This is a genomic window from Pseudomonas sp. PA-1-3F, from assembly GCF_021609665.1.
Lineage (GTDB): Bacteria > Pseudomonadota > Gammaproteobacteria > Pseudomonadales > Pseudomonadaceae > Aquipseudomonas > Aquipseudomonas paracarnis.
Map to the genome: position 1 here is coordinate 1 of NZ_WJZD01000082.1, position 639 is coordinate 639.

1 pseudogene is annotated in these 639 nt (G+C 60.6%); it reads right to left on the reverse strand.

Features of this window, described 5'->3' with window-relative positions:
• Window positions 1–639 (reverse strand): annotated as a pseudogene (locus GIV26_RS27460) (type IV secretion protein Rhs); the annotation flags it as partial.

Sequence of the window (639 nt, forward strand, 5' to 3'; positions counted from 1 at the left end):
GGCGTTGGTAGAAATAGTTTTGCTGCTGCGTAACGGCGTGGGCGTGCAGACGATTCTGGTCGTCGTAGTGGTAGTGGCTGAGCAGTTGGCCTTGCTGGCGCTGATGCTCGCGGCCGCTCTTGAATAGGTGCGAGGTAAGCACTTCACCGTTGAGTTCGACGGTGGCGAGGTGGCCGCCTTTGTCGTGGTTGAAGGTGACGCGGTTATTATCCGGCAGGCACAGGTTTTTCAGTTGCCCGCAGGCGTCGTAGCCGTAGCGCAGGGTGCCCCAGCCTTGGTGTTCGGCGGTGAGGCGGTTTTGGCGGTTGTATTCGTAGGCCAACGCCCAGTGACCGTCTTCGACGCTGAGGAGGTTGCCTTGGCGGTCGTAGGCATAGTCGACAACGCTGTCATCGGGCAGGGTTTTTCGTACGAGGCGCCCGGCGTGGTCGCGCTGGTAGTGGGTGATTAGCTGACTGCCATCGTCGCCGTATTCGGTCTTTTCCAGCAGGTGGCCGTTGAGGTCGTAGGCATAGGCGGTGCGCTGGCCGTCGAAGCCGGTTTCCTGGCGGATCAGGCCGTTGGGGTGGTAGTCGAGTTGGTAGGTTTCGCCGGCTTCGTTTTCGATCTCGGTGAGCAATAGCCGAGCGTTGTCGTAGC